At 63.0% G+C, this 20,399-nt stretch carries 22 protein-coding genes; 12 read left to right on the forward strand and 10 right to left on the reverse strand.

Features of this window, described 5'->3' with window-relative positions; translation table 11 throughout:
• Positions 1-46: 46 nt before the first annotated feature.
• On the forward strand, positions 47-274 hold the full coding sequence (locus ACN6NG_RS22730) for a YheU family protein (RefSeq protein WP_059395309.1): 228 nt from the start codon (positions 47-49) through the stop codon (positions 272-274).
• 52 nt (positions 275-326) lie between these two features.
• Here the strand turns inward: ACN6NG_RS22730 and csrA are convergent, their stop codons facing one another.
• Complete coding sequence (gene csrA, locus ACN6NG_RS22735) at positions 327-506, reverse strand: carbon storage regulator CsrA (protein ID WP_353456449.1); 180 nt, start codon at positions 504-506, stop codon at positions 327-329.
• Positions 507-797: 291 nt separating this feature from the next.
• On the opposite strand from csrA, the gene ACN6NG_RS22740 reads away from it, so the two are divergent.
• Positions 798-950: a DUF3309 family protein gene (locus ACN6NG_RS22740; RefSeq protein WP_003252624.1), complete on the forward strand. Its 153-nt coding sequence runs from the start codon at positions 798-800 to the stop codon at positions 948-950.
• A gap of 158 nt (positions 951-1,108) precedes the next feature.
• Here ACN6NG_RS22740 and ACN6NG_RS22745 read toward each other — a convergent pair whose 3' ends face one another.
• The 5 genes from ACN6NG_RS22745 to ACN6NG_RS22765 all read right to left on the reverse strand — a co-directional run bounded on the left by ACN6NG_RS22745 (position 1,109) and on the right by ACN6NG_RS22765 (position 5,422).
• Entirely contained in the window at positions 1,109-1,918 is an 810-nt protein-coding gene (locus ACN6NG_RS22745; protein WP_474316349.1) for an SDR family oxidoreductase, read from the reverse strand.
• 69 nt (positions 1,919-1,987) lie between these two features.
• Positions 1,988-2,125, reverse strand: coding sequence for a hypothetical protein (locus tag ACN6NG_RS22750; protein ID WP_474316351.1), 138 nt, complete (start codon positions 2,123-2,125; stop codon positions 1,988-1,990).
• A 221-nt stretch (positions 2,126-2,346) separates the two neighbouring features.
• The gene (locus ACN6NG_RS22755) at positions 2,347-4,011 is read right to left on the reverse strand and encodes a cation acetate symporter (RefSeq protein ID WP_016485333.1); all 1,665 of its coding nucleotides are present in this window, start codon (positions 4,009-4,011) and stop codon (positions 2,347-2,349) included.
• Positions 4,008-4,319, reverse strand: coding sequence for a DUF485 domain-containing protein (locus ACN6NG_RS22760; protein WP_019473848.1), 312 nt, complete (start codon positions 4,317-4,319; stop codon positions 4,008-4,010). The genes ACN6NG_RS22755 and ACN6NG_RS22760 overlap by 4 nt, the downstream gene beginning before the upstream one ends.
• Positions 4,320-4,561: 242 nt before the next feature.
• Positions 4,562-5,422: a glycine betaine ABC transporter substrate-binding protein gene (locus tag ACN6NG_RS22765; protein WP_474316355.1), complete on the reverse strand. Its 861-nt coding sequence runs from the start codon at positions 5,420-5,422 to the stop codon at positions 4,562-4,564.
• 197 nt (positions 5,423-5,619) lie between these two features.
• Between ACN6NG_RS22765 and ACN6NG_RS22770 the strand changes: the two genes are divergently transcribed.
• Positions 5,620-7,185 (forward strand): glycoside hydrolase family 17 protein, encoded by a 1,566-nt coding sequence (locus tag ACN6NG_RS22770; protein WP_474316357.1) that lies wholly within the window; start codon positions 5,620-5,622, stop codon positions 7,183-7,185.
• A 176-nt stretch (positions 7,186-7,361) separates the two neighbouring features.
• On the opposite strand, the gene ACN6NG_RS22775 is transcribed toward ACN6NG_RS22770, so the two are convergent.
• On the reverse strand, positions 7,362-7,730 hold the full coding sequence (locus ACN6NG_RS22775) for a hypothetical protein (RefSeq protein WP_474316360.1): 369 nt from the start codon (positions 7,728-7,730) through the stop codon (positions 7,362-7,364).
• A gap of 190 nt (positions 7,731-7,920) precedes the next feature.
• Between ACN6NG_RS22775 and ACN6NG_RS22780 the strand changes: the two genes are divergently transcribed.
• Together ACN6NG_RS22780 and ACN6NG_RS22785 are read left to right on the forward strand one after the other, a co-directional pair.
• Positions 7,921-9,219 carry a serine/threonine protein kinase gene (locus ACN6NG_RS22780; protein ID WP_156859084.1) on the forward strand — a complete coding sequence of 433 codons (1,299 nt, stop codon included), beginning with the start codon at positions 7,921-7,923 and terminating at the stop codon, positions 9,217-9,219.
• A gap of 73 nt (positions 9,220-9,292) precedes the next feature.
• The gene (locus ACN6NG_RS22785) at positions 9,293-10,039 is read left to right on the forward strand and encodes an MlaA family lipoprotein (protein WP_434555311.1); all 747 of its coding nucleotides are present in this window, start codon (positions 9,293-9,295) and stop codon (positions 10,037-10,039) included.
• A 114-nt stretch (positions 10,040-10,153) separates the two neighbouring features.
• On the opposite strand, the gene ACN6NG_RS22790 is transcribed toward ACN6NG_RS22785, so the two are convergent.
• Positions 10,154-11,302: a patatin-like phospholipase family protein gene (locus ACN6NG_RS22790; RefSeq protein ID WP_353456444.1), complete on the reverse strand. Its 1,149-nt coding sequence runs from the start codon at positions 11,300-11,302 to the stop codon at positions 10,154-10,156.
• A gap of 143 nt (positions 11,303-11,445) precedes the next feature.
• A complete protein-coding gene (locus tag ACN6NG_RS22795; RefSeq protein WP_353456443.1) occupies positions 11,446-12,381 on the reverse strand; it encodes a lipid A biosynthesis lauroyl acyltransferase in 936 nt (311 codons plus the stop codon).
• A gap of 111 nt (positions 12,382-12,492) precedes the next feature.
• Here ACN6NG_RS22795 and minC point away from each other — a divergent pair, with 111 nt between their 5' ends.
• The 7 genes from minC (at position 12,493) to ACN6NG_RS22830 (ending at position 19,267) form a co-directional block, all read left to right on the forward strand.
• The gene (gene minC, locus ACN6NG_RS22800) at positions 12,493-13,254 is read left to right on the forward strand and encodes a septum site-determining protein MinC (protein WP_016501048.1); all 762 of its coding nucleotides are present in this window, start codon (positions 12,493-12,495) and stop codon (positions 13,252-13,254) included.
• A 101-nt stretch (positions 13,255-13,355) separates the two neighbouring features.
• Positions 13,356-14,168 carry a septum site-determining protein MinD gene (minD, locus tag ACN6NG_RS22805; protein ID WP_016501049.1) on the forward strand — a complete coding sequence of 271 codons (813 nt, stop codon included), beginning with the start codon at positions 13,356-13,358 and terminating at the stop codon, positions 14,166-14,168.
• A gap of 3 nt (positions 14,169-14,171) precedes the next feature.
• Positions 14,172-14,426, forward strand: coding sequence for a cell division topological specificity factor MinE (gene minE / locus ACN6NG_RS22810; RefSeq protein ID WP_003252572.1), 255 nt, complete (start codon positions 14,172-14,174; stop codon positions 14,424-14,426).
• Positions 14,427-14,577: 151 nt separating this feature from the next.
• Positions 14,578-15,213 (forward strand): RluA family pseudouridine synthase, encoded by a 636-nt coding sequence (locus tag ACN6NG_RS22815; protein WP_019472567.1) that lies wholly within the window; start codon positions 14,578-14,580, stop codon positions 15,211-15,213.
• Between the two features lie 182 nt (positions 15,214-15,395).
• Entirely contained in the window at positions 15,396-16,685 is a 1,290-nt protein-coding gene (locus ACN6NG_RS22820; protein ID WP_353456442.1) for a M18 family aminopeptidase, read from the forward strand.
• 216 nt (positions 16,686-16,901) lie between these two features.
• The gene (locus ACN6NG_RS22825; RefSeq protein WP_016501052.1) at positions 16,902-17,069 is read left to right on the forward strand and encodes a hypothetical protein; all 168 of its coding nucleotides are present in this window, start codon (positions 16,902-16,904) and stop codon (positions 17,067-17,069) included.
• Positions 17,070-17,113: 44 nt separating this feature from the next.
• On the forward strand, positions 17,114-19,267 hold the full coding sequence (locus tag ACN6NG_RS22830; protein ID WP_353456441.1) for a mechanosensitive ion channel family protein: 2,154 nt from the start codon (positions 17,114-17,116) through the stop codon (positions 19,265-19,267).
• 117 nt (positions 19,268-19,384) lie between these two features.
• On the opposite strand, the gene ACN6NG_RS22835 is transcribed toward ACN6NG_RS22830, so the two are convergent.
• The gene (locus ACN6NG_RS22835) at positions 19,385-20,098 is read right to left on the reverse strand and encodes a UTRA domain-containing protein (protein ID WP_474316365.1); all 714 of its coding nucleotides are present in this window, start codon (positions 20,096-20,098) and stop codon (positions 19,385-19,387) included.
• Between the last annotated feature and the right edge of the window lie 301 nt (positions 20,099-20,399).

Below are 20,399 nucleotides of genomic sequence, written 5' to 3' on the forward strand. Positions count from 1 at the left end.
AACGTTTCGCGTAGCATTGCCACACTTACTTCAGAAACGACCCACCATGCTGATCCCCTACGACCAACTGCAAGCCGAAACCCTGACCCTGCTGATCGAGGACTTCGTCACCCGCGATGGCACCGACAACGGCGACGATACCCCGCTGGAGACGCGCGTACTGCGGGTACGCCAGGCGTTGGCGAAGGGCCAGGCATTCATCCTGTTCGACCTGGAAAGCCAGCAATGCCAGTTGCTCGCCAAGCATGACGTGCCCCGCGAGCTGCTCGACTAGCAGGCCCGGCCCCCTTCGCGGGCAAGACTGAGCAGGGATGCTGAAGGCAACATCAGGCCTCGCCTCGCTTAGCCTCCTTGATACGCTTGTAGACCTCGGCCCGGTGCACCTGCACCGAGCGCGGGGCGTCCACGCCAAAACGCACCACGCCCTCCCGGACATCCACCACCATTATGCGGATGTTATCGCCAATCACGATGATTTCCCCCACTTCACGCCCGATTACCAACATGTTCCGATCCTCTTGCCAAAGGGAAAACCGGAGACTGCCTGCCAGGCATTCGGCTACTCAATAGTTCCGCTACAATTCAGAAGAGCCCTACATTTCACGGTAACTTCCCCTACAGACTGCTCCTCGCGAACAGGACTTGGCGCGCACTTTCACCGGCCTATCGGCATTGTGCTGCGAAGCGGCCGGAACAAGCGGTACACCGATGGAATCTTTCGCAAGCGGCGCCGGTCCGATTTAACAAGAGGCCTGCAGTACGAGGCCCTTGCCCCTCAACCACGCAAGGACTCCACCATGACCACGATCCTTATCATCATCCTGATTCTGCTGCTGATCGGTGGCTTACCGGTCTTCCCCCACTCGCGTAGCTGGGGCTATGGCCCGTCCGGCATTATCGGCGTGGTATTGGTGATTCTGCTGGTCTTACTGTTGCTCGGGATGATATGACCCGATGCGGACAGCCACTTCAGACGACCGTTGAAATGAAAACGCCCCGACAGTCGGGGCGTTCTTGAGTGCTGCGGTTTAGCGCATCAGCTGCCAGTGTCTTGTCGGGCGCAGGCTTGCACCACCCTGCCCCGGTCAGTGCTTCTACAGCCCCTTCATCATCGCGTAGGGGCCTTTGCGCGCATTTTCACCGCCATATCGGCCATCTCGTCATACAGCCGCTCAGGCGCCTGGCATTTCAGCTGCCAGGCCTGGCGCCCGGCCTCGTGGGGCAGAATCAGGAACTCGCCCGCGGCGACCTGCTGGTGAATGTACCCGGCAATGTCGGCGGCGGTGATCGGCGACCCCTCCAGCAGCTTGCCCACCTGCGCCTTCATCGCCGGGTTCGGCCCGCGAAACGAGTCCAGCAGGTTGGTCTGGAAGAACGACGGGCACACCACGTGCACCGACACCTCCAGCTGGCGTAACTCCACCAGCAGGCTTTCCGAAAGCGCCAGCACGCCAGCCTTGGCGACGTTGTAGTTGCTCATGCCAGGGCCCTGCATCAGTGCGGCCATCGATGCAACGTTGATGATTCGGCCCTTGCTACGCTCCAGCAGCGGCAAAAAGGCCTTGCAGCCCTTGACCACGCCCATCAGGTTGACCGCGATCTGCCAGTCCCAGTCTTCCAGGGACAGTTCAGCAAAAAATCCGCCAGACGCAACGCCAGCGTTGTTGACGATCACGTCGATGCCCCCGAACTGCTCGGTGCATGCCTGGGCCAGGGCAGTGAGCTGGCTGTAATCACGCACATCGCAGCGCTGGATGAAGCCTTCGCCGCCGGCGGCACGGGCCAGCTCCAGGGTTTCGCGCAGGCCGTTTTCGTTGACATCGGCCAGCGCCAGGCGCCAGCCCTCGCGCGCCCAGCGCAGGGCGATCTCGCGACCGAGGCCGGACCCGGCGCCGGTGATCATGATGCGGTTATGCATGGTGGCTGGCCTTGTTCTGGCAGGTAGTGCAGCGAGTCTAATCAAGGCCTGGAGGGCTGGCAGGGTTCATCAGGGTAGTGAATGGGCAGACATGACTGTGTGGACGGTACCGCCTTCGCGCCGCGGGGCATGCTCCGCGAGGTAGCTGGCAAGCCAGCGGTCCAGGCGCAGCATGGCCAGAGGGAGGGCAAACAGCATACGTTTCACGATCAAATCTCCTTGAGGGAATCACTGGCTGACGGGCGACTGCCCGATCAGTGGTGGCGATTATTCGTGAACGCTGGCGATTGGAAGTTAGGACCGTTCCGAGCGGATTTAGGACATTTCCCAACAGGTGCAGTTTGCCAGTATTGCCGGGAGCAACCCCAGAATGCATAACGCCCCGGCTAGCGGGGCGTTATGCATTTCAGCGCGTTATTGCTACTGCATCAGTGGGAAACCGCCCCGCTGGCACCCAGGCCAGTCTGCGAACGCACGAACTGCGGGTAGAACAGTGCACGCTCGTCGTCGGCAGCCTTGGACTTGTCGGTGACCGAGAAGAACCAGATGCTGACGAAGGCGATGGCCATGGAGAACAGCGCCGGGTACTCGTACGGGTAGATCGGCTTCTCGTGGCCGAGGATCTGCACCCAGATGGTCGGGCCGAGGATCATCAGCGTTACCGCACTTACCAAGCCCAGCCAGCCGCCAATCATGGCGCCCCGGGTGGTCAGTTTCTTCCAGTACATGGAAAGCAGCAGCACCGGGAAGTTGCAGCTGGCAGCGATGGAGAACGCCAGGCCGACCATGAAGGCGATGTTCTGCTTCTCGAACAGGATACCCAGGCCGATCGCCAGCACGCCCAGGGCGATGGTGGTGATCTTCGACACGCGGATCTCGTCCTTGTCGTTGGCCTTGCCCTTGCGCCATACGCTGGCGTACAGGTCGTGGGACACCGCCGAGGCACCGGCCAGGGTCAGGCCGGCAACCACTGCCAGGATGGTGGCGAATGCCACTGCCGAAATGAAACCGAGGAAGATGCTGCCACCCACGGCATCGGCCAGGTGCACCGCTGCCATGTTGTTGCCGCCCAACAGGGCGCCGGCGGCGTCCTTGAAGTCCGGGTTGGTGCTGACCAGCAGGATCGCGCCAAAGCCGATGATGAAGGTCAGGATGTAGAAGTAGCCGATGAAGCCGGTGGCGTAGAGCACGCTTTTGCGCGCTTCCTTGGCATCACTGACGGTGAAGAAGCGCATCAGGATGTGTGGCAGGCCGGCGGTACCGAACATCAGTGCCAGGCCCAGCGAGAAGGCCGAGATCGGGTCCTTGACCAGGCCGCCTGGGCTCATGATCGCCTCGCCCTTGCTGTGCACCTTGATCGCTTCGGAGAACAGGGTGTTGAAGTCGAAGCCTACGTGCTTCATCACCATCAGCGCCATGAAGCTGGCACCGGACAGCAGCAGCACGGCCTTGATGATCTGTACCCAGGTGGTGGCCAGCATGCCGCCGAACAGCACATACAGGCACATCAGGATACCCACCAGGATCACCGCAACGTGGTAGTCCAGGCCGAACAGCAGTTCAATCAGCTTGCCGGCACCGACCATTTGCGCGATCAGGTAGAACGCCACCACCACCAGCGAACCGGAGGCCGACAGGGTACGGATTTCCTTCTGCCCGAGGCGATACGAGGCCACGTCGGCAAAGGTGTACTTGCCCAGGTTACGCAGGCGTTCGGCGATCAGGAAGAGGATGATCGGCCAGCCAACCAAAAAGCCGATCGAGTAGATCAGGCCGTCGTAGCCAGAGGTGAACACCAGTGCGGAAATACCCAGGAAGGAGGCAGCCGACATGTAGTCGCCAGCGATCGCCAGGCCATTCTGGAAGCCGGTGATCTTGCCACCGGCAGCGTAGTAGTCCGCCGCCGACTTGTTGCGTTTGGAGGCCCAGTAGGTGATACCGAGGGTGAAGGCGACAAAAGCCACGAACATGGCGATCGCGGCAACGTTCAGCGGCTGTTTCTGCACCTCGCCGGTCAGGGCATCGGCTGCCCACACGGCGGGTGCGAAGGCTCCGCAGGCCAGTACGGCCAGGGCTTTGGCGTGGCGAATCATTGTTGCGCCTCCTTGAGGATGGCCTTGTTCAGCTCATCGAATTCGCCGTTGGCGCGGCGTACGTAGATGGCGGTCAGGACAAATGCCGAAACGATCAGGCCGACGCCCAGGGGAATGCCCCAGGTAATCGACGACTCAGGGCTGAGCTTGGCACCCAGCAGATGAGGACCGTAGGCGATCAGGAGGATGAAGCCGCAATACAGGCCGAGCATGATCGCCGAGAGAATCCAGGCGAACCGTTCGCGTTTGGTGACCAGCTCCTTGAAACGGGGGCTGTTTTGTATCGAGAGGTAAATGCTGTCGTTCATTGTTTTTGTCCTAGCAGCACAGGTAGGGGATAAAACCCACACCCTTACTTTATGCGGCTGTTGGACGGCAACCAGACGACCTTAGTCTTAGATGCAACGGTGTTTTACCGATTGCGTAACAAAGTTAGGGCCCATTCGCGGGCTCGCCCGCTCCCACAGGGGCATCACAAGGCCTGAGGGCAGTGATATCCCTGTGGGAGCGGGCGAGCCCGCGAACAAGCTGAACTGGCCCTTGAGAGTGATTACTTGCCAGTCCACTCCTTCACACGATCAGGGTGCTTGGCTACCCAATCCTTGGCCGCCGCTTCCGGCTTGGCCCCTTCCTGGATCGCCAGCATCACCTCGCCAATCTCGTCCTTGGACTGCCAGCTGAACTTTTTCAGGAACTCCGCCACTTCCGGTGCCTTGGTGGCCAGTTCCTTGCTGCCGATGCTGTTCACGGTTTCCGCCGCGCCATACACCCCTTTCGGGTCTTCGAGGAACTTGAGCTTCCACTTGGCGAACATCCAGTGCGGGACCCAGCCGGTCACTGCAATCGACTGCTGCTTGGCGTAGGCACGGCCCAGCTCCGCCGTCATCGCCGCGCCCGAACTGGCCTGCAACTTGTAGCCGGTCAGGTCGTAGTCCTTGATCGCCTGGTCGGTCTTGAGCATCACGCCGGAGCCTGCGTCGATGCCGACAATCTTCTGCTTGAAGGTGGTATCGGTCTTGAGGTCGGCGATGCTGGCCGCCTTCACGTACTCGGGCACGATCAGGCCGATCTTGGCGTCCTTGAAGTTGGCGCCGTAGTCGACCACGTTGTCCTTGTTCTTGGCCCAGTACTCACCATGCGTCACCGGCAACCAGGCCGACAACATGGCATCGAGCTTGCCGGTTGCCACACCCTGCCACATGATCCCCGTGGCCACGGCCTGCAACTTCACGTCGTAGCCGAGCTTTTGCTTGATCACTTCGGCGGCCACGTTGGTGGTGGCCACACTGTCGGCCCAACCATCCACGTAACCTATGCTTACTTCTTTGGCCATTGCCTGTGCAGCGCTCATGGCCATTACCAGGGCGGTGCCCACACCCAGTAAACGTCGCATTTTTTTCAAAGTTGCCATCAAAGCATCCCCTCGTCAGGTCTTGGAGATTGCATCATCTTCCTGCAACACAGGTCGACCTGATCCAGCTGCGACCTGCACCCGCCCCATATGCGACAGCACTGTGCCATTAGCGTCATCGGCCTACACCCGCCTGCGCGATCCTTGCATGCCAAAGCTTTGGCGCCGGGCTACTATCTACCCTTTTGCGCCTGACGATGGACCGCCCGATGCCCAGTTCTGCCCGCCTGTTGCTGCCGCTGTACCTGCTTGCCTACCTGCTGGCCCTGCTCGGGCTCGCCGGGCTCTGGTACGGGCTTGGCAAGCCGGTGCACCTGCCCGATGCGGCCAGCCCGACGCACAAGTTGCAATGCGCGTCCTACACGCCGTTCGACAAGGACCAGTCGCCCTACGACCAACCATTTCGCCTGCGCCCGGCACGCATGGACGCCGACCTGGCCTTGCTGGCTGAGCGTTTCCAGTGCATCCGCACCTATTCCGTGACCGGCCTTGAGGCAATCCCGGCGCTGGCGCGCAAGCATGGGCTGAAAGTGATGCTGGGCGCCTGGGTCAACGCTCACCCGGCCGACACCGACAGGGAAATCGACCTGCTGATCGCCACCGCCAACGCCAACCCCGACGTGGTCAGCGCGGTGATCGTGGGCAACGAGACGTTGCTGCGCAAGGAAGTCACCGGCGCGCACCTGGCCAAGCTGATCGCCCGGGTGAAAAGCCAGGTGAAGGTACCGGTGACCTACGCGGATGTGTGGGAGTTCTGGCTGCAGCACCCGCAGGTAGCACCCGCGGTGGACTTTTTGACCATCCACCTGCTGCCCTACTGGGAAGACGATCCGCGCGGCATCGACGATGCACTGGCCCACGTGGCCGATGTGCGCCGGGTGTTCGGCACACGCTTTGCGCCCAAGGACATCGTGATTGGCGAAACCGGCTGGCCCAGCGAAGGCCGCCAACGCGAAACCGCAATACCCAGCCGGGTCAACGAGGCACGCTTTATTCGCGGCTTCGTGGCCATGGCCGAAAGCAACGGCTGGCACTACAACCTGATCGAAGCGTTCGACCAGCCGTGGAAACGCGCCAATGAAGGGGCAGTAGGCGGTTACTGGGGGCTTTACGATGCCGACCGGCAGGACAAGGGCGTGCTGGAAGGGCCGGTGAGCAACCTGCATGACTGGCCGCAATGGCTGCTGGCCAGTGCACTGTTGATGGCGGCCATGTTGTTGCTGGCCGGGCGCCCTGCTACGCCGATGGCGGCCTTGCTGTTGCCATTGCTGGCCGCGTTTGGCGCAGGTTGCCTAGGGATGTGGGGCGAACTGATGCGCACCCATGCACGCTTTGCCGGGGAGTGGTTGTGGGCCGTTGCGCTGGCCGGGCTGAACCTGCTGGTGCTGGCCCATGCGCTGCTGGCGTTGGCGCAGCGGGCCGGCTGGCGCGAGCGCTTGTTCGCCTGGCTGCAGGCGCGGGCGGGCTGGCTGTTGCTGGCGGCGGGCTTTGCCGCGGCGGTGAGCATGCTGGCGATGGTGTTCGACCCGCGCTACCGCAGCTTCCCCAGCGCCGCGCTGGCCTTGCCGGCGCTGGTGTATGTGCTGTGGCCGGTGCGGGCACGGCGGGCGGAGGTGGCGTTGCTGGCGTTCATTGTCGGGGCCGGGGTGGCGCCGCAGTTGTTCGTGGAAGGGCTGGAAAACCAGCAGGCCTGGGGTTGGGCGGTGGTGAGTGTGCTCATGACAGCCGCATTGTGGCGCAGCTTGCGGGTGCGCCAGGCTTGATGCCCGGGGGCCGCTTCGCGCCCCATCGCCGGCAAGCCAGCTCCCACAGGCGTTGTGCAGCCTTCGGGACCTGCGCGGTCCCTGTGGGAGCTGGCACAGGCGTTGTGCAGCCTTCGGGACCTGCGCAGTCCCTGTGGGAGCTGGCTTGCCGGCGATGGGGCGCGAAGCGGCCCCTGTCAGCCTTGCTGCGGTCTCCTGACCAGGCGCAACCCCGCCAGCACCAGCGCAAACACGGCAATGCTGGCGGTATACAGCACCAGCGCCGGTACCGCTAACACCAATGCCAACACCGCCAGCCACCAGCCCGCGCGCGCGGGCACGAACTGCGCCAGCAGCGCCAGGCCCAGCCCGCTCCAGGCCAGCACCTGGTGGTGAATGCCCAACCCCAGCAATGACCGCACCTCACACTGCCAATACGCCGCAGGCACCGTGCACAGCCCAACCCACTGGCCATCCTCCATCAGCCCATAGCGCACGCCATAGCTGGCAGCGAGCCACAGCCCCAGAAACAGCACCAGCAGCGCAGCCGGCAGCGAACGAGACATCCTGTTCTCCAATAGCGGTAATCGAAAGCATCCATGATCGCTTATGCCCGGTTGTAAGGCAAAATCCCAACCCTGCAGCTATGTTGCAGATAACAAGCACACCAAAGGCCACCGCGACTGGCAACTTTGCCCGGTTGGCTGTGGTCCTAGCCTGCACACTGCTCGACCTTGCGTTCTTTTGGGGGATTACATGCTTCGATCTTTGCGCCTCGCTGCCGTGCTCGGTAGCCTGCTCATGGCGGTGGCCGCTTCAGCGCGGGATATCGACGCTGCCAGCTACGGCTACCCCTTGACCAACCCGTTCGAGGCGACCATCGCCACCACGCCGCCGGACCAGCGCCCGACCCTGCCCAGCGACGATGACATCGACCAGTCGGACTACAGCCTCAACCTGCGCCCGGAGCGTGAGTTCACCTTGCCCGACAATTTCTGGGCGGTGAAAAAGCTCAAGTACCGCCTGGCCCGCCAGGATCACGAAGCGCCGCTGATCTTCATCATCGCCGGCACCGGTGCGCCGTACAGCAGCAGCATCAATGAATACCTGAAGAAGCTGTTCTACCAGGGCGGCTTCCACGTTGTGCAACTGTCATCGCCCACCAGCTACGACTTCATAAGTGCTGCCTCGCGCTTTGCCACCCCCGGCGTCAGCCAGGAAGACGCCGAAGACATGTACCGGGTGATGCAGGCCGTGCGTGCCCAGCACCCGCGCCTGCCAGTCAGTGAGTTCTACCTCACCGGCTACAGCCTGGGTGCGCTCGACGCTGCTTTCGTCAGCCACTTGGACGAAACCCGCCGCAGCTTCAACTTCAAGCGTGTGCTGCTGCTGAACCCACCGGTCAACCTGTACACCTCGATCAACAACCTCGACAAACTGGTGCAAACCCAGGTCAAGGGCATCGACCGCAGCACTACGTTCTACGAGCTGATGCTGACCAAGCTGACCCGCTACTTCCAGGACAAGGGCTACATCGACCTCAACGACGCCCTTCTGTATGACTTCCAGCAGTCCAGACAGCACCTGTCCAACGAACAGATGGCCATGCTGATCGGCACTTCGTTCCGTTTCTCGGCAGCCGACATTGCCTTCACTTCCGACCTGATCAACCGCCGCGGCCTGATCATTCCGCCGAAGTTTCCGATTACCGAGGGCAGCAGCCTCACGCCGTTCTTCAAGCGTGCCCTGCAGTGTGATTTCGACTGCTACATGACCGAACAGGTGATCCCGATGTGGCGCGCCCGCACCGACGGCAACAGCATTCTGCAGCTGGTCAACCAGGTGAGCCTGTACGCCCTGGAAGACTACCTGCGCGGCAGTGACAAGATCGCGGTGATGCACAACGCCGACGACGTCATTCTCGGCCCGGGCGACATCGGCTTCCTGCGCAAGGTATTTGGTGACCGGCTGACCCTCTACCCCCATGGCGGCCATTGCGGCAACCTCAACTACCGCGTCAACAGTGACGCCATGCTGGAGTTCTTCCGTGGTTAACAAACTCCTCTTCGCCACTGCCCTGCTTGCCGCCGGCCACACCCTGGCCGCCGAAACCGCCCCCCGGGCCAGCGTGATCGAGGCCGACCCGCAAGTGATCGGTACCGCGCCGCTGGTGCCTGAATCCGATGGCTTCATCGACCCGCTGCGCGAGCTGAAATTCAACCCGGGGCTGGACCAGCGCGAGTTCGAGCGCTCAACCCTGGAAGCGCTGAACGTGTACGACCCGCTGGAGTCGATCAACCGGCGCGTCTATCACTTCAACTACCGGCTGGACCAATGGGTGCTGCTGCCGCTGGTGAGTGGTTACCAGTATGTAACCCCGCGCTTCGTGCGCACGGGGGTAAGCAACTTCTTCAACAACCTGGGCGATGTGCCAAACCTGTTCAACAGCGTGCTGCAGCTCAAGGCCAAGCGTTCGGCCGAGATCACGGCGCGGCTGATGTTCAACACCCTGATCGGGGTGGGTGGGCTATGGGACCCGGCGACCAGCATGGGCCTGCCGCGCCAGAGCGAAGACTTTGGCCAGACCCTGGGCTTCTATGGCGTACCGGAGGGGCCGTACCTGATGCTGCCGGTGCTGGGGCCTTCGAACCTGCGCGACACCACCGGGCTGGTGGTGGACTATGCGGGCGAGCAGGCGGTCAATTACCTGAACGTGGCCGAAACCAGCACCGACCACCCGGAAATCTTCGCCCTGCGCGTGGTGGACAAGCGCTATACCACCAACTTCCGCTATGGCCAGCTGAACTCACCGTTCGAGTACGAGAAGGTGCGGTACGTGTATACCCAAGCGCGCAAGTTGCAGATAGCTGAGTAAACCTGCTTCGGCCCAATCGCCGGCAAGCCGGCTGTCACAGGTCCGCACAATGCCCAAGGTTGTGGTGATCCTGTGGGGGCTGGCTTGCCGGCGGTGAGGCAGGTACAGGCAACATCAAATTCCCAGGAACTGGCACAGCTCCCGCTTCTTGGCCAGGGCATCCTTGCGCCCCAGTTCGATCAGTTCACTGCAATAACTGGCCTCGAACAGCAGATAGCTCAATACCCCCGCCCCGCTGGTGCGCGTCGCCCCCGGCCCGCGCAGAAACAGGCGCAACGCCGCCGGCAGCTCGCGCCGGTGCCGGGCGGCGATCTCGTCCAACGGCTGACTGGGCGCTACCACCAGTACCTCGATCGGCGCCAACCCCAGGCGGCGGGCATCCAGGTGCGCCGGCAACAGCCGGCTCAAGTGGTTGAGCCGCTGCAGCAGTTCGATGTCGTCTTCCAGGCTATCGATGAACGTGCTGTTGAGCATGTGCCCACCGATCTGCGCCAGGCTCGGCTGCTGCCCGCTGAACACACGCTGAGTGGGCAACGGTGGCGCTGGCCGCTGCGGGTTGCCGCTGACCCCGACCACCAGAACCCGGCTGGCACCCAGGTGCAACGCCGGGCTGATCGGCGCCGACTGGCGCACCGCGCCATCGCCGTAGAATTCGTCTCCCAGCTGCACCGGGGCAAACAGCAGCGGGATGGCCGCACTGGCCAGCAGATGGTCGATGGTCAATGGCGTGGGCACGCCGATGCGGCGGTGGCGCAGCCAGGCTTCAATGGTGCCGCGCCCCTGGTAGAAGGTGACCGCCTGGCCGGACTCGTAGCCAAAGGCGGTGACTGCCACCGCGTGTAACTGCTCGGCGGCCAGGGAATGGGTGATGCCATCCAGATTCAGGTGTGCCTTCAGCAGGCTGCGCAACGGGCTGCTGTCCAGCAGCGCCACCGGCGCCTGGCCGCCCAGCCCGAGCAGGCTGTGGCCGACGAAACGGCTAGCCTGACGGACGACCCCGGGCCAGTCACTGCGGATGACCAGGTGGCTGCGAAAGTTCTGCCAGAAGGCGGTAAGCCGCTGCACGGCGTCGTTGAAGTGAGTGGCGCCGCTGGCCAGGGTGACGGCATTGATGGCACCGGCAGAGGTGCCGACGATGACCGGGAACGGATTGTGTGCGCCAGCGGGCAGCAGCTCGGCGATGCCGGCCAATACGCCGACCTGATAGGCGGCGCGGGCGCCGCCGCCAGAAAGGATAAGACCGGTTACCGGGGTTGGGGCCATCGCTTCCTTCCTGGATCAGCTGTTTTCAGGCCCGGCCTCTTCGCGGGCTTGCCCGCTCCCACAGGTCCGCACAATGCCAGGGCCTGTAGCGAGCCTGTGGGAGCGGGCAAGCCCGCGAAAGGGCCGGCACAGGTAAAGTCAGTTCAGCGCTTTTTCTTGTCGTACAGCCGCGGCGCACCCTCGGGCCGCGACTTGAACCGGCGGTGCGCCCACAGGTACTGCTCGGGGCACTCGCGCAACACACTCTCGACCCACTGGTTGATGCGCAGGCAGTCGGCCTCTTCGCTTTCGCCGGGGAAGTCCGCCAACGGCGGGTGGATGACCAGACGATAGCCGCTGCCATCCTCCAGGCGCTTCTGGGTGAATGGAATCACCTGTGCCTTGCCCAGCCGGGCGAACTTGGTGGTGGCGGTTACCGTCGCGGCCGGGATGCCGAACAGCGGCACGAAAATGCTCTGCTTGGCGCCGTAGTCCTGGTCCGGTGCATACCAGATCGCCCGGCCCGAACGCAGCAGCTTGAGCATGCCACGCACATCCTCGCGCTCCACCGCCAGCGAGTCGAGGTTATGCCGCTCGCGGCCGCTGCGCTGGATGAAGTCGAACAGCGCGTTGCCGTGCTCGCGGTACATGCCGTCGATGGTGTGCTGCTGGCCCAGCAGGGCGGCGCCGATTTCCAGGGTGGTAAAGTGCACAGCCATGAGGATGGCGCCCTGCCCCGCCTGCTGGGCGGCCTGCAGGTGCTCCAGCCCCTCGATATGGGCCAGGCGCGCCAGCCTGGCCTTGGGCCACCACCAGCTCATGGCCATTTCGAAGAAGGCGATACCGGTGGAGGCGAAGTTGGCCTTGAGCAAACGCCGCCGTTCGTCGACCGACAGCTCCGGGAAGCACAGCTCGAGGTTGCGCGCGGCAATGCGCCGACGTTCGCCGGCAAAGCAGTACATCACGGCCCCCAGCGCGGCACCGGCTTTCAACAGGACCCGGTACGGCAACTGGACCACCAGCCACAGCAGGCCCAGGCCCAGCCACAGGCCCCAGAACTTTGGGTGAAGGAAATAGGGACGAAAACGCGGGCGTTCCATTGAAGCTTCCGGAAAGACAAAGGCTGCGCATTCTACAACGGATCAGCGTATGTTGCGGGCAACCGGTGTTCTCGTTATAAATCAGGGCACTTTTTTCGCAACAAGCCGTCTATGCAGACCATGAGCCCAAACCACACATCCGACACCGCCTCCGTGTTCCAGCTCAAGGGCAGCATGCTCGCCATCACAGTGCTGGAGCTGGCGCGCAATGACCTTGAAGCCCTCGACCGCCAGCTGGCGGCCAAAGTTGCCCAGGCACCGAACTTCTTCAGCAATACGCCACTGGTGCTGGCGCTGGACAAACTGCCGGCCGGCGAAGGGGCAATCGACCTGCCAGGCTTGATGCGCATCTGCCGCCACCATGGCCTGCGTACCCTGGCCATCCGCGCCAACCGCATCGAGGACATCGCCGCCGCCATCGCCATCGACCTGCCGGTGCTACCGCCGTCCGGCGCCCGCGAGCGGCCGCTGGAGCCCGAGCCCGAGGTAGTCAGAAAGCCCGAGCCGGCGCCCGCCCCACCACCGGCCCCCGAGCCCGAGGTGCGGCCGACCCGGATCATTACTGCGCCGGTGCGCGGCGGCCAGCAGATCTATGCTCAGGGTGGCGATCTGATCGTTACCGCCTCGGTCAGCCCGGGTGCGGAACTTCTGGCCGATGGCAACATCCATGTGTACGGCGCCATGCGCGGCCGGGCCCTGGCCGGCATCAAAGGCAATACCAAGGCGCGGATCTTCTGCCAGCAGATGACCGCCGAAATGGTCTCCATCGCCGGCCAGTACAAGGTTTGCGAAGACCTGCGCCGCGACCCCCTGTGGGGCACAGGTGTGCAAGTCAGCCTGTCCGGTGATGTGTTGAACATCACCCGTCTTTAACGGATACTTGCCGTCATTTTCAGAGCAACTTTTTTAACTGTTGCCGTTTATTTGCTTTTTGCCGGGACACGTGTCCCGACTTATTTTAGGGGTGAAACACCTTGGCCAAGATTCTCGTGGTTACTTCCGGCAAGGGGGGTGTGGGCAAGACCACCACCAGCGCCGCCATTGGTACCGGCCTCGCACTGCGTGGCCACAAGACCGTCATCGTCGACTTCGACGTGGGCCTGCGTAACCTCGACCTGATCATGGGCTGCGAGCGCCGCGTGGTGTACGACTTCGTCAACGTGGTCAACGAAGAAGCCAACCTGCAGCAGGCCCTGATCAAGGACAAGCGCCTCGAGAACCTGTATGTACTTGCCGCCAGCCAGACCCGCGATAAAGACGCGCTGACCCTGGAAGGCGTCGAGAAGGTGCTGATGGCGTTGAAAGAAGATTTCGAATACGTCATCTGCGACTCCCCGGCCGGTATCGAGAAAGGTGCGCACCTGGCGATGTACTTCGCCGACGAAGCCATCGTGGTAACCAACCCTGAGGTTTCTTCGGTACGTGACTCGGACCGCATGCTGGGCATTCTGTCGAGCAAATCGCGCCGCTCCGAAAACGGCGAGGAGCCGATCAAGGAACACCTGCTGATCACTCGCTATAACCCAGAGCGCGTCGTCAACGGCGAAATGCTGAGCATCGACGACGTCACCGACATCCTGGCGATCAAGCTCAAGGGCGTAATCCCTGAGTCCCAGGCTGTGCTCAAGGCCTCCAACCAAGGTATCCCGGTCATCCTCGACGACCAGAGCGATGCTGGCCAGGCGTACAGCGACACCGTCGACCGCCTGCTGGGGAAAGACAAACCCCTGCGTTTTGTTGAAGTGCCGAAGCAAGGATTCTTCGCGCGCCTGTTTGGAGGCAAGTAAACCATGAACCTTTTTGACTTCTTTCGTGGCAGACAGAAACAGACCAGCGCGTCGGTAGCGAAAGAGCGTCTACAGATCATCGTGGCGCACGAGCGCGGCCAACGCAGCGAGCCGGACTACCTGCCGGCGCTGCAGAAAGAACTGCTGGAAGTGATCCGCAAGTATGTGAACATCGGCAACGATGACGTGCATATCGAGCTGGAAAACCAGGGCAGCTGCTCGATTCTGGAGCTGAACATTACCCTGCCGGATCGCTGATCTGGCTGAAAGCCGGGGCTGCTTTGCAGCCCATTCGCGGCACAAGGCCGCTCCTGCAAGGGATCGCGTTCCCCTGTAGGAGCGGCCTTGTGCCGCGAATGGGCGGCAGAGCGGCCCCGCTTTTTTCTCCCGATTTAACAGAGAACACGCAATGCCGCTGTCCAATATCCAGATCCTGCACGAAGACGCCGCCATCCTGGTGATCAACAAACCGACCCTGCTGCTGTCGGTGCCTGGCCGCGCCGAGGACAACAAGGACTGCCTGATCACCCGCCTGCAGGAAAACGGCTACCCTGACGCGCTGATCGTGCACCGTCTGGACTGGGAAACCTCCGGCATCATCCTGCTGGCCCGCGATGCCGACAGCCACCGGGAGCTGTCGCGCCAGTTCCACGACCGCGAAACCGAAAAGGCCTACACCGCACTGTGCTGGGGCCAACCGGCACTGGACAGCGGCAGCATCGACCTGCCACTGCGCTACGACCCGCCAACCAAGCCACGGCATGTGGTGGACCATGAGCAGGGCAAACATGCGCTGACGTTCTGGCGTATCGTCGAGCGCTGCGGCGACCACTGCCGGGTAGAACTGACGCCGATCACCGGGCGCTCGCACCAGTTGCGCGTGCACATGCTGTCGATCGGCCACCCGCTGCTGGGTGACCGGCTGTATGCCAACCCCGAAGCGCTGGCGGCGCACGAGCGGCTTTGCCTGCATGCATCCATGCTGAGCTTTACCCACCCGGTGTCCGGCGAGCGGTTGAAGTTCGAGTGCCCTGCGCCCTTCTAAGCCGCACCTCATCCCCCTGTAGGAGCAGCCTTGCGCTGCGAAGAGGCCGGTGCGAACAACCTCTATCTGTGTTGTTGGGACTGGCCTCTTCGCAGCACAAGGCTGCTCCTACAGGGTGTAATGCAGACACAAATTGTCGACATTGTGCGTTAAACTCGCGCCACTGCTGTCTGGAGTGAGCTATGCGCGACGAACTGAATTCTGGCCTTATCGATTTCCTCAAGGCCTCCCCCACGCCCTTCCATGCCACCGCCAGCCTGGCCCAGCGCCTGGAAGCTGCCGGCTACCAGCGCTTGGACGAGCGTGACAGCTGGGCCACTGTGCTTGGCGGCCGCTACTACGTCACCCGTAACGACTCGTCGATCATCGCCATCAAACTGGGCAAGCAGGCACCGTTGCTGAACGGTATCCGCATGGTCGGCGCCCACACCGACAGCCCGTGCCTGCGCGTCAAGCCGCAGCCGGAGCTGCAGCGCCAGGGCTTCCTGCAACTGGGCGTGGAAGTGTATGGCGGCGCCCTGCTGGCGCCTTGGTTCGACCGCGACCTATCGCTGGCCGGCCGCGTCACCTACCGCCGTGACGGCAAGGTCGAAAGCCAGCTGATCGACTTCAAGCTGCCAATCGCGATCATCCCCAACCTGGCCATCCACCTGAACCGCACCGCCAATGAAGGCTGGGCGATCAACCCGCAGAACGAGCTGCCGCCCATCCTGGCCCAGGTCGCGGGTGACGAACGCATCGACTTCCGCGCCCTGCTTACCGAGCAGCTGGCTCGCGAGCACGAGCTGATCGCCGACGTGGTGCTGGATTACGAACTGAGCTTCTACGACACCCAGGACGCCGCGCTGGTCGGCCTGAACGGCGACTTCATCGCCGGGGCCCGCCTGGACAACCTGCTGTCGTGCTACGCCGGCCTGCAAGCCCTGCTGGCCGCCGACAGCGACGAAACCAGCGTGCTGGTGTGCAACGACCACGAGGAAGTCGGCAGCAGCTCCGCCTGCGGCGCCGACGGCCCGATGCTGGAGCAGACCCTGCAGCGCCTGCTGCCCGATGGCGACGCTTACGTGCGCACCATCCAGCGCTCGCTGATGGTGTCGGCCGACAACGCCCACGGCGTGCACCCCAACTACGCCGACAGGCACGACGGCAACCACGGGCCCAAGCTCAACGCCGGGCCGGTGATCAAGGTGAACAACAACCAGCGCTACGCCACCAACAGCGAAACCGCCGGTTTCTTCCGCCACCTGTGCATGGCCGAAGAAGTGCCGGTGCAAAGCTTTGTGGTGCGCAGCGACATGGGCTGTGGCTCGACCATCGGGCCGATTACAGCCAGCCACCTGGGCGTGCGCACGGTGGATATCGGTTTGCCGACCTTTGCCATGCACTCCATTCGTGAACTGTGCGGCAGCCACGACCTTGCACACCTGGTGAAGGTGCTGACTGCCTTCTACCGTAGCCGCGAACTGCCCTGAGCAGTTGAGCCCCATACCGCACTTGTAGGAGCAGCCTTGTGCTGCGAAGAGGCCAGTACAACCCATGCATCTTTACTGGGTGAACCGGCCTCTTCGCAGCACAAGGCTGCTCCTACATAAAGCGGTGTGACCTGATCGAATGCTCAAGGTCAATTCCGCTTCGCTCGCTAACCGCTATGCTTGTTACATGGCCCCACTGCAAAAGGATTGCTGTCCATGTCCCCGTTTCTGTCACTGTTCGTGCCGGTGTTCCTGTTCCTGATGCTGCTGACCATCGGCTTCAGCATGCGCGAGCGCAATATCGGTGTGCTGATGATGTGGATCGGCACCTTGGGCATCTTCGGCCTCACCTGCTGGAAGATCCTCGAGAAACTGCCGACATAAACCTCTACACTCGGTCAATCGTTTGACCTGAGGTAGATTTGCCCGTGCCTGCCCTCCTGCGTTACCTGTTCCTTCTCCTGCTGCTGTTCATCACTCCGGTACAGGCAGCGGGCCTGCCCGGCCTGCTGGGCGGCAGTGCGCCCGCGCAACCGGAGGCCACCGAGCCGCTGGGCAAGTCGCTGGACGAAGTGATCAAAAACCTGGAAAACGACCAGCAGCGGGCCAAGCTGCTGGCCGACCTGAAAAAGCTGCGCGACGCCACCAAACAATCACAACCCAGCGTGGAACAGGGTGTGCTCGGCCTGATCGGCGGCGCCCTGCACGACTTCGAAAAACAGTTCAGCGGCGAGGCCAGCCCTTTCCACCGCTGGTCTACGGAAATCGAACAAGCCCAGGCCGAACTGACCGAACTGGTGGTGCCGGTGCACCAGTGGCCGGCGATCCTGTTCGGCTTTGCCGCCGTCATTGCCGTGTGGAGCGTGCTGGCCTACGCCTTTAACTGGGTCGGCCACCGGATACGCCTGCGCTTTGGCCTGAGCGAAGAACTGCCCCAACACCCGCGTACCTGGGACCTGGTGCGCTTTGCCCTGCGCAAGCTCGGCCCGTGGTTGGTGGCGCTGGTGTTCACCGTGTACCTGAGCTTTGTGCTGCCGCCGTCGCTGGGTAAGTCGCTGGCCATGGTTCTGGCCTACGCGCTGGTCGTCGGCACTTGCTTCTCGGCCATCTGCGTAATCGCCTTCTCGCTGCTCGACGGCCCGCACCGCCACCGCGCCCTGCACATTTTGCGGCACCAGGCATTCCGCCCGCTGTGGCTGATCGGCAGCTTCGCAGCGTTTGGCGAGGCCATGAGCGACCCGCGCATGCTGGTCGCACTGGGGACCCACCTGGCCCATGCCTTGGCGACCCTGGCCAACGTCATCGCCGCGCTGTGCACCGGGCTGTTCATTCTGCGCTTCCGCCGCCCGATCGCCCACCTGATCCGCAACCAGCCGCTGGCGCGACGCCTGACCCGCCGCACCCTCAGCGACACCATCGAGATCCTCGGCAGCTTCTGGTTCATCCCGGCGTTGATCCTGGTGGCCATTTCGCTGTTCGCCACCTTCGTCTCGGCCGGCGACACCAGCACCGCCCTGCGTCAGTCGCTGATGTGTACCGTGCTGGTGGTGGTGTGCATGGTGCTCAACGGGCTGGTACGCCGCCACGCCGCCAACCCCAAACGCGCCAACAAGCGGCAGGCCGTGTACGCCGAACGCCTGCGCAACTTCGGCTACCTGCTGGTGCACCTGTTCATCTGGCTGGTGTTCATCGAACTGGGCCTGCGGGTGTGGGGCCTGTCGATGATCAGCTTCGCCGAGGGCGACGGCCACGAAGTCAGCCTGCGCCTGATGGGCCTGGCCGGCACGCTGATCGTCGCCTGGCTGGTGTGGATCCTTGCCGACACCGCCGTGCACCACGCCCTGGTGCGCTCGCGCCGGGGCCTGGCCAACGCCCGCGCACAAACCATGATGCCGTTGATCCGCAACGTGCTGTTCGTGGTGATCTTCATCATTGCGGTGATCGTCGCCCTGGCCAACATGGGCATGAACGTCACCCCGCTGCTGGCCGGTGCCGGTGTGATCGGCCTGGCCATCGGCTTTGGCGCGCAATCGCTGGTGGCCGACCTGATCACCGGGTTGTTCATCATCATCGAAGACTCGCTGGCCATCGACGACTACGTGGATGTGGGCGGGCACCTGGGCACGGTGGAGGGGCTGACCATCCGTACCGTACGCCTGCGGGACATCGACGGCATCGTGCACACCATCCCGTTCAGCGAGATCAAGAGCATCAAGAACTACTCGCGGGAGTTCGGCTACGCCATCTTCCGTGTGGCCGTCCCGCACAACATGAACATCGACCAGGCGATCACGCTGGTTCGCGAGGTGGGGCAGAAGCTGCGCAATGACCCATTGATGCGCCGCAACATCTGGTCACCGCTGGAGCTGCAGGGGGTGGAGAGTTTCGAGTCGGGGTCGGCGATCTTGCGGGCCCGGTTCAAGACCGCGCCGATCAAACAGTGGGAAGTGTCGCGGGCGTTCAACCTGGCGCTGAAGCGGCAGCTGGATGAGGCCGGGCTGGACCTGGCGACGCCGCGGTTGTCGGTACAGGTGGTGACCGCCGGGGGTGGTGGCATGACGGAGGCAGGTTCATCCCGTTAGGGCCCTATCGCCGGCAAGCCAGCTCCTACAGGTACTGCACAGGGCGTGAAGCCAATGCAATCAAGGTGGGAGCTGGCTTGCCGGCGATGGGCTGCAAGGCAGCCCCGGAATCCAGGATCAACCGGCCTGTGCACGAATGCGGATGGCATCGTGCCGCCAATACTCCAGGTCGCAGTCGATCAGGTGCCCATGCTGGTCGCTGTTGACCCGGGTGATGTGCAACCCCGGGCTGCCCACCGACACCTTCAATGCCGCCGCGGCCTCCACCGGCAACGCCGTCGGCAGGATCTCGAAGCACACCTGCCCATACCGGATGCCATACACCCGTCCATAAATCTCGGTCAGCGACTGCGCCAGGTCCTGTTCGAGAATGTCCGGAAAGTACCGGGGGTTGAGGTAATGCTCGGCATACAGCACCGCCCGCCCGTCAATCCGCCGTAACCGGCAGATACGCACCACACTGGACAACGCCGGTAACAGCAAGCGCGCGCAGATGGCCGCCGAGGCCGGTTGCAGCCGTGCCGAGAGCAGTTCGGTAGTGGCCACACGGCCCTGGTCACGCACCATGGCATGGAAGTGACTGCGCTCGATCAGGTCGTAGGTCAGCCGCTGGGGCGCGACGAACCAGCCGCGGCGCTCTTCGCGGTAGATCAGGCCTTGGGCCTCCAGCTGCGCCAGCGCCTCGCGCAGGGTGATGCGCGTGGTGTCGAACACCTCGCTAAGCTTGCGCTCGGCCGGCAGCTTGCTGCCCGGCGCCAGCAGGCCGTGCTCGATCTGCTCCTGCAAGGCATGGCAGATGGCTGTTACCGCACGCGGTGGCATCGGCTGCATCAAAGGTTACCTATCTGGACTAGTCCAGCCCCAGAACAGGGCACTTGGAGATTAGTGCAAGCCTAGGCAGGGCTGATGAACATCCTGTGACAAGGCTGCCGAGGAGGCACTGCCAGAATCGGGCCAGCCCCGCAAAACCGGGGGTTAACCATGGTCTACGCTGTATTGCCAGGGGCCCATAGCCACCTGCACGGGCCCCTCCCTACATCAAATTGTCACGCAAGCGGCCTACCTTGGCTCAAGGTTTGCTGACCTAGACCAAAGGTTCCAGGCAACGGCTTCACTCATAACAACGATCGGT

The organism is Pseudomonas sp. TSO6, from assembly GCF_056098905.1.

Excerpts from the sequence above, each read along its gene's own strand:
- ACN6NG_RS22815 (WP_019472567.1), top strand. The coding sequence starts at position 14,578 with ATGCCGCTGTCCAATATCCAGATCCTGCACGAAGACGCCGCCATCCTG.
- ACN6NG_RS22770 (WP_474316357.1), top strand. The coding sequence starts at position 5,620 with ATGGACCGCCCGATGCCCAGTTCTGCCCGCCTGTTGCTGCCGCTGTAC.
- ACN6NG_RS22820 (WP_353456442.1), top strand. The coding sequence starts at position 15,396 with ATGCGCGACGAACTGAATTCTGGCCTTATCGATTTCCTCAAGGCCTCC.
- ACN6NG_RS22740 (WP_003252624.1), top strand. The coding sequence starts at position 798 with ATGACCACGATCCTTATCATCATCCTGATTCTGCTGCTGATCGGTGGC.
- ACN6NG_RS22825 (WP_016501052.1), top strand. The coding sequence starts at position 16,902 with ATGTCCCCGTTTCTGTCACTGTTCGTGCCGGTGTTCCTGTTCCTGATG.
- ACN6NG_RS22780 (WP_156859084.1), top strand. The coding sequence starts at position 7,921 with ATGCTTCGATCTTTGCGCCTCGCTGCCGTGCTCGGTAGCCTGCTCATG.
- ACN6NG_RS22765 (WP_474316355.1), bottom strand. The coding sequence starts at position 5,422 with ATGGCAACTTTGAAAAAAATGCGACGTTTACTGGGTGTGGGCACCGCC.
- ACN6NG_RS22755 (WP_016485333.1), bottom strand. The coding sequence starts at position 4,011 with ATGATTCGCCACGCCAAAGCCCTGGCCGTACTGGCCTGCGGAGCCTTC.
- ACN6NG_RS22835 (WP_474316365.1), bottom strand. The coding sequence starts at position 20,098 with ATGCAGCCGATGCCACCGCGTGCGGTAACAGCCATCTGCCATGCCTTG.
- ACN6NG_RS22795 (WP_353456443.1), bottom strand. The coding sequence starts at position 12,381 with ATGGAACGCCCGCGTTTTCGTCCCTATTTCCTTCACCCAAAGTTCTGG.
- ACN6NG_RS22790 (WP_353456444.1), bottom strand. The coding sequence starts at position 11,302 with ATGGCCCCAACCCCGGTAACCGGTCTTATCCTTTCTGGCGGCGGCGCC.
- ACN6NG_RS22730 (WP_059395309.1), top strand. The coding sequence starts at position 47 with ATGCTGATCCCCTACGACCAACTGCAAGCCGAAACCCTGACCCTGCTG.
- ACN6NG_RS22760 (WP_019473848.1), bottom strand. The coding sequence starts at position 4,319 with ATGAACGACAGCATTTACCTCTCGATACAAAACAGCCCCCGTTTCAAG.
- ACN6NG_RS22775 (WP_474316360.1), bottom strand. The coding sequence starts at position 7,730 with ATGTCTCGTTCGCTGCCGGCTGCGCTGCTGGTGCTGTTTCTGGGGCTG.
- ACN6NG_RS22745 (WP_474316349.1), bottom strand. The coding sequence starts at position 1,918 with ATGCATAACCGCATCATGATCACCGGCGCCGGGTCCGGCCTCGGTCGC.
- csrA (WP_353456449.1), bottom strand. The coding sequence starts at position 506 with ATGTTGGTAATCGGGCGTGAAGTGGGGGAAATCATCGTGATTGGCGAT.
- minE (WP_003252572.1), top strand. The coding sequence starts at position 14,172 with ATGAACCTTTTTGACTTCTTTCGTGGCAGACAGAAACAGACCAGCGCG.
- minC (WP_016501048.1), top strand. The coding sequence starts at position 12,493 with ATGCAGACCATGAGCCCAAACCACACATCCGACACCGCCTCCGTGTTC.